This is a genomic window from Roseateles saccharophilus (assembly GCF_004342485.1).
Taxonomy (GTDB): domain Bacteria; phylum Pseudomonadota; class Gammaproteobacteria; order Burkholderiales; family Burkholderiaceae_C; genus Pelomonas; species Pelomonas saccharophila.
Genome location: NZ_SMBU01000031.1, coordinates 59,355 through 65,508, shown reverse-complemented (window position 1 = coordinate 65,508; position 6,154 = coordinate 59,355). Strand labels below are relative to the sequence as shown.

General features: G+C 69.7%; 3 protein-coding genes. 2 read left to right on the top strand and 1 reads right to left on the bottom strand.

Annotated elements, in window-relative coordinates; genetic code table 11:
* The first annotated feature begins 126 nt into the window (after positions 1–126).
* Both EV671_RS20545 and EV671_RS20540 read left to right on the top strand, forming a co-directional pair.
* Entirely contained in the window at positions 127–3,444 is a 3,318-nt protein-coding gene (locus EV671_RS20545; protein ID WP_132575244.1) for a S41 family peptidase, read from the top strand.
* The gene (locus tag EV671_RS20540; RefSeq protein ID WP_132575242.1) at positions 3,441–4,718 is read left to right on the top strand and encodes an MFS transporter; all 1,278 of its coding nucleotides are present in this window, start codon (positions 3,441–3,443) and stop codon (positions 4,716–4,718) included. Before EV671_RS20545 ends, EV671_RS20540 begins: the two co-directional genes overlap by 4 nt.
* Positions 4,719–4,826: 108 nt before the next feature.
* On the opposite strand, the gene EV671_RS20535 is transcribed toward EV671_RS20540, so the two are convergent.
* The gene (locus EV671_RS20535) at positions 4,827–6,080 is read right to left on the bottom strand and encodes an LssY C-terminal domain-containing protein (protein WP_132575240.1); all 1,254 of its coding nucleotides are present in this window, start codon (positions 6,078–6,080) and stop codon (positions 4,827–4,829) included.
* Positions 6,081–6,154: the final 74 nt, after the last annotated feature.

Below are 6,154 nucleotides of genomic sequence, written 5' to 3'. Positions count from 1 at the left end.
CCATCAATAAATTGATCGACCTCTACCCGCGCTGGCCCGCACACCCCAGTGTCTTCCATCATCCAGGGTGCTCGCCTGGTTCATGCCACTTAGACTCGCCCGCTTCAGCGATTCCTCATCACCGTCATGAGCTTCAAACTCGCGGGCGCCGCACTGGCGCTGGCCCTGGCCCTTCCCTCGTTCGCCGCGCAGGCGCCGCTCGGGCCGCTGGCCCAGCCGCTGTGGCTGCGCCAGTCCAGCATCTCGCCAGACGGCACGCAGATCGCGTTCACCTTCCAGGGCAATCTCTATGTCGTGCCGGCCGCCGGCGGCGCGGCGCGCCTGCTGGTCGCCAACGGCCATCACACGACGGCGCCGGTCTGGTCGCCCGACGGCCGGCTGCTGGCCTATGCGGCCGACGTCTACGGCAACAACGACGTCTTCCTGGTGGCGGCCGAGGGCGGCCCGTCGCGGCGGCTGACCAGCCACTCCGCGCCGGAGACGCCGATCGCCTTCACGCCCGATGGCCGGGCCGTGCTGTTCTCGGCCCAGCGCCAGGACGTGCGCAGCAGCCTGGCCTTCCCGTCGCCGGCCCTGGGCGAGCTCTACAAGGTCGGCATCGAGGGCGGGCGCCGCCCCGAGCAGGTCTTCAGCGAGCCGGCCATGGCCGGCCGCTACAACAAGGCCGGCACCCAGCTCGTCTACGAGGACTGGAAGGGCTACGAGAACGCCGCGCGCAAGCACCACATCTCGCCGGTGGCGCGCGACATCTGGCTGTGGGACGCCGCGAGCGGCCAGCACCGCAAGCTGACGAACAACGGCGGCGAGAACCGCAACCCGGTCTGGTCGCCCGACGAGCAGTCCATCTACTTCCTCAGCGAGAAGAGCGGTTCCTTCAACGTCTGGAAGATGCAGCCGGGCCAACCCGAGGCCGCGCGCCAGATCACCCACTTCACGAAGAACCCGGTGCGCTTCCTGTCGGTGGCGGCCAATGGCGTGCTGAGCTTCGGCTATGACGGCGAGCTCTACACGATGGCCGGCGACACGGCCGAGCCGCGCAAGCTGGGCCTGAGCATCGGTGCCGACGCGCTGCTGCCCAAGGTCGAGAACCTCAGGCTCTCCGAGGGCGCCACCGACATGGCCGTCAGCCCCGACGGCAGCGAGTTCGCCGTCGTCGTGCGCGGCCAGGTCTTCGTCGCGTCCACCGAGTTCGGCAACACGCGCCGCATCACCGAGGGGCCGGGCCAGAAGCGTTCGGTCAGCTTCAGCCCCGACGGCCGCCGGCTGCTCTATGCCTGCGAACAGGACGGCCAGTGGAGCCTGTGCGAGGCCGCCCTCCAGGGCGACAAGAAGGCCGTGCCCAGCTTCTTCAATGCGCCGCGCGTGAGCACCCGGGTGCTGCTGAAGGACACCCACCAGAACTTCCAGCCGCGCTACTCGCCGGATGGCAAGGAGGTGGCCTATCTGCAGGACCGCGCGGCCCTGCATGTGCTCGACATCGCCAGCGGCAATACGCGCGAGCTGCTGTCGGCCGACTGGAACTACTCCTACGAGGACGGCGACCAATGGTTCGACTGGGCGCCCGACGGCAAGAGCCTGGCGGTGCAGTTCACCGACCGCAACCGCTGGGGCCAGGAGGCCGGCGTGGTGCCGGCCGACGGCAGCGGCAAGCTCGTCAACCTGACGAACAGCGGCTACGACGACCTGCGCCCGATGTTCGCCCGCCAGGGCCAGATGATGATCTGGGCGAGCGACCGCCACGGCCTGCACGGCAACGGCGGCGGCGCGCGCAACGACCTCGATGTCTACGGCATGTTCCTGACCCGCGCGGCCTTCGACCGCTACCAGCTCGACAAGGCCGACTTCGCCCAGCTGAAGAAGCGCGAGGACGACGAGAAGAAGGACGAGGCCAAGAAGGACGACAAGAAGCCGGCGGACAAGAAGGAGGCCGAGAAGAAGGATGACAAGAAGGCCGAGGCGCGCCCCGAGCCCGTCGTCATCGAGCAGCAGGGCCTGGAGGATCGCGTCGCGCGGCTCAGCACCGTGTCGGGCGATATCCGCGACTACGCGCTGACGCCGGACGGCGAGCAGCTCTTCTACGTCGCCAAGGCCGGCGAGGGCTTCGAGCTCTGGCAGGTGCGCCTGCGCGACAAGGAAGGCCGGCGCGTGGCCTCCCTGCCCGGCGGGCGCGGCGACAACGTCAGCCTGGTGCTGGACGCCAAGGGCGCCAATGGCTTCGTGATGGCCGCCGGCCGGGTGCACAAGTTCAAGGTACCGGGGGACGACGGCAAGGGCGATGTGAAGGCCGAGCCCCTGAAGTTCGCCGCCGAGCTGCGCATCGACCATGCGGCCGAGCGCGCCCAGATGTTCGACCACGCCTGGCGCCAGACGCGCGAGAAGCTCTACGTGGCCGACATGGGCGGCGTGGACTGGGCCGGCTACCGCCAGGTCTACGAGCGCCAGCTGCCCTATGTCGCCGATGGCCCGGACTTCGCCGAGCTGCTCAGCGAGATGCTGGGCGAGCTCAATGTGTCGCACACCGGCGCCGGCTACCGCCCCGCGCCGCAGGGCGACGCGACCGCCTCGCTCGGCGTCTTCTACGACGCGGCCCACAAGGGCGCCGGCGTGAAGGTGGCCGAGGTCATCGAGGGCGGCCCGCTGGACACGGCGGCGGCCCAGCTCAAGGCCGGCATGGTCATAGCATCCATCGACGGCGAGGCCATCCCGGCCGGTGCGGAGTTCGACTCGCTGCTCAACCTGAAGGCCGGCAAGCAGGTCGTGCTGGAGGTGCTGGACCCGGCCACCGGCAGGCGCTTCGAGCAGACGCTCAAGGCCATCAGCCTGGGCGCCGAGCGCGAGCTGCTCTACAAGCGCTGGGTGCGCCAGGAGCGCGCGCTGGTGGACAAGCTCTCCGGCGGCCGCCTGGGTTATGTGCATGTGCGCGGCATGAACGACGGCAGCTACCGCCAGACCTATGCCGACGCGCTGGGCCGCGCCAGCGGCAAGGAGGCGCTGATCGTCGACACCCGCTTCAACGGCGGCGGCAATCTGCACGACGAACTGGCCACGCTGCTGTCCGGCAAGAAGTACCTGGAGTTCCTGCCGCGCGGCCAGAGCCTGGGCTGGGAGCCCACGGGCAAGTGGACCAAGCCCTCGGCCGTGCTGATCAGCGAGAGCAACTACTCCGACGCCCACCTGTTCCCGTGGACCTACAAGCACCTCGGCATCGGCAAGCTGATCGGCATGCCGGTCGCCGGCACCGGCACGGCCGTGTGGTGGGAGACCATGCAGGACGGCGCCACCACCTTCGGCATCCCGCAGGTGGGCTTCCGCGCGCAGAACGGCGAGTTCATGGAGCGCGCGCTGATCACGCCGGACATCGTCGTGCCCAACGACAAGGCCCGCCTCGACGCCGGCGAGGACCAGCAGCTGGAAGCGGCCGTCAAGTCGCTGCTCGGAAAATGAGCGCTGTCCTGCCGATGAGCGCCGCAGGGCCCAGCCGCACGACGGCCTGGGTCGTCGGCGTGCTGGTGGCCATCGCGCTGTTCGGCAACTTCTACGTCTACGACTCCATCGGCCCGGTGGCCGACCTGCTGCAGCAGCAGCGCGGCTTCAGCGACACCCAGGTCGCGCTGCTGAACGCGATCTACAGCCTGCCCAACGTCGTCCTCATCCTCGTCGGCGGCGTGCTGGTGGACCGCTTCGGCGCGGCGCGCATGACGCTGGTGACGGCCGGCATCTGCTTCGCCGGTGCGACGCTGACCGCCTTCAGCCCGAATTTCGCGGGCATGGCCACGGGCCGGCTGCTGTATGGCATCGGCGCCGAGACCTTCAACATCGCAACGCTGGCCGCCGTGGCCGACTACTTCGGCGGGCGTGGCCTGGCGCTCGCGATGGGCGCGGAGCTGGCCGTCGGGCGCATGGGCTCCTACGGCGCCGACATGTCGCCCACCTGGTTCGCCGGCGCCTATGCCCAGGGCTGGCAGCCGCCGCTGCTCATCGCGGCAGCCATCGCGGCCACCTCGCTCACGGCCTCGCTGGCCTACTGGTGGGTGGACCGCGGCCCGCGCCGCGCCGGCCTGCTGCCGACGGGCAAGACGGCCGAGAAATTCGAGTGGCGCGACCTGCTGCACTTCGGCAAGGCCTACTGGTATCTGCTGGCGCTGTGCGTGCTCTGGTACTCGGTCATCCTGGCCTTCCGCAGCACCTTCTCGATCAAATACTTCCAGCACACGCACGGGTTGGACCTGGCCACCGCCGGCGAGATGAACAGCTATGTCTTCCTCGCCGCCGTGTTCGCGACGCCGCTGTTCGGCTGGGTGTGCGACCGGCTGGGGCGTTATGCGCCCTTCCTGGCCTTCGGTGCGCTGATGCTGCCGCTGGCGCTGGGCATGATGGCGCTGACGCCGTGGAGCCTGTGGCTGCCGACGGCCCTGATCGGCATCAGCTACTCGCTGGTGCCCGCCGTCATGTGGCCGCTGACCAGCCGCCTCGTCGCGCCCAACCGCTTCGGCACGGCCATCGGCCTGATGTGGGTGGTGCAGAACGCCGGCATCAGCGGCGCCAACCTCGTCGCCGGCTGGCTCAACGACCGCGCCGGCGCCAGTGCGGCCAACCCGGGCGGCTACGACGCGATGATGGGGTTCTTCGGCCTCACCAGCGTGGCCGGCTGCCTGTTCGCGCTGCTGCTGTGGGCGACGGCCGGGCGGCGCGAACACGAGCAGGCGGTCAGGGCCTGACCTCATACGGGTTTGCAATCAAAGTGATGACAAGGCGCGCAGCCGCAGACAGTGCACTGGCACGGCAAGGCGAAGCAACGCAGTCAGCGCTTTGATTGCGAAGCCGTATCAGTCCCAGAGCAGCGTTTCCACCTCGTTCAGCGGAATGTTCTGCCGCGACGGGAAGACCAGCAGGCGCCGGCCGTCCGTGTAGTAGGGGTCGCCCGTCAGGTTTCGCCTGGGCTGGTCGGCGCTGGCGGCGCCGACGCCACCGACGAAGCCGTAGCGCTGCGCCACGCCGCTGCGCAGCAGGTCCTCGATCAGGTAGTCGCGGGCCTCGTCGACATCGGGGTCGATGGCATGGGTCGTGAACGTGGGCGACCGGTCGGTCAGGCGTACGCCGATGTCGCGGCTGATCTGGCCGACCCAGACCGGCTGGCCGTCCAGGCGAAGCGGCGTCATCCACAGGCGCAGATGGTTGCGCTGTGACACCGTGTTGCGGGAGCGCTGCATCGCGAAGTCCTGCGCGCGACCCTCGAAATACAGCGAGCTGACCGGCGCATTGCGGTAGCGCCCGCGCAGCACGAAGGCCGACACCATGTGCTCCGTCGAGCGGGCCCCGAGCGCGTCGGTGAAGTCCCAACCGGAGCGCACCAGCGCGGCCAGCAGGTCGCGCTCGCTGCCGACCATGGCGAGGTTGAGCGGGTCGCCCAGGTGGGTGCCGGGCTTGTCGGTCGTGCAGCAGGGCAGGGCTTGCAGCGCGGCGCGCAGTTCCGGCAGCGTCAGGTTGCGCAGCTGGGCGGCCGGGTGCAGGCGCTCGGGGTCCAGCGAGCGGAAGTCGAAGCGCCCGCCGGGCTGCTCATGCGCGAAGTCGAACTGCAGATGCGCATGGTCGCCCACCAGCTCGACATTGACGACCTTGAACCCCAGCGTCTGGTTGGTGTAGACGTAGCCGCTGGTCACCGAGTTGGGCGCCACCGTGCGGGGCATGGCCCGGCCCGCGAGCAGTGCGCGGACGCCGGCGCTGCCCGCGTCCTTGGCGTGGAACATCCATGCGACCTCGTGGGGCGAGAAATAGTCCCGGTCGAGGAAGATGGGCATGAAGCGCCAGCTGCGCGCGCCGCGGTTCTCGATGCGCACCCAGACGGGCTGCACGCCCTGGTCGGCCAGCGGCAGCCCGAACACCGCCAGGCTGTCCTCGGGCCTCAGCGCGGCGACCGTGACGGTCACGTCCTCCTGCGTCTGCGCATCGGCCTGGGTGCGCTGGAGGAAGGGCTGCGGCTGATCCGGCGGCTTCGCGCCTGAGGGCTGCTGGGCCAGCGCCATGCCCATCATGGCCGGCAGCAGCCAGGGCCAGAATTGCGTGATCCGGGTCAGGCTCATCGACGGTCTCCATCCAGTTCGCCGCGCCGGCTTGCTCTTGGGCCGGGCGTTGGCCGATTGTCATCGGCGGGTGG

Bases quoted from the DNA above. Each gene is read 5' to 3' on its own strand.
- EV671_RS20545 (WP_132575244.1), top strand. From the start codon at position 127: ATGAGCTTCAAACTCGCGGGCGCCGCACTGGCGCTGGCCCTGGCCCTT.
- EV671_RS20540 (WP_132575242.1), top strand. From the start codon at position 3,441: ATGAGCGCTGTCCTGCCGATGAGCGCCGCAGGGCCCAGCCGCACGACG.
- EV671_RS20535 (WP_132575240.1), bottom strand. From the start codon at position 6,080: ATGAGCCTGACCCGGATCACGCAATTCTGGCCCTGGCTGCTGCCGGCC.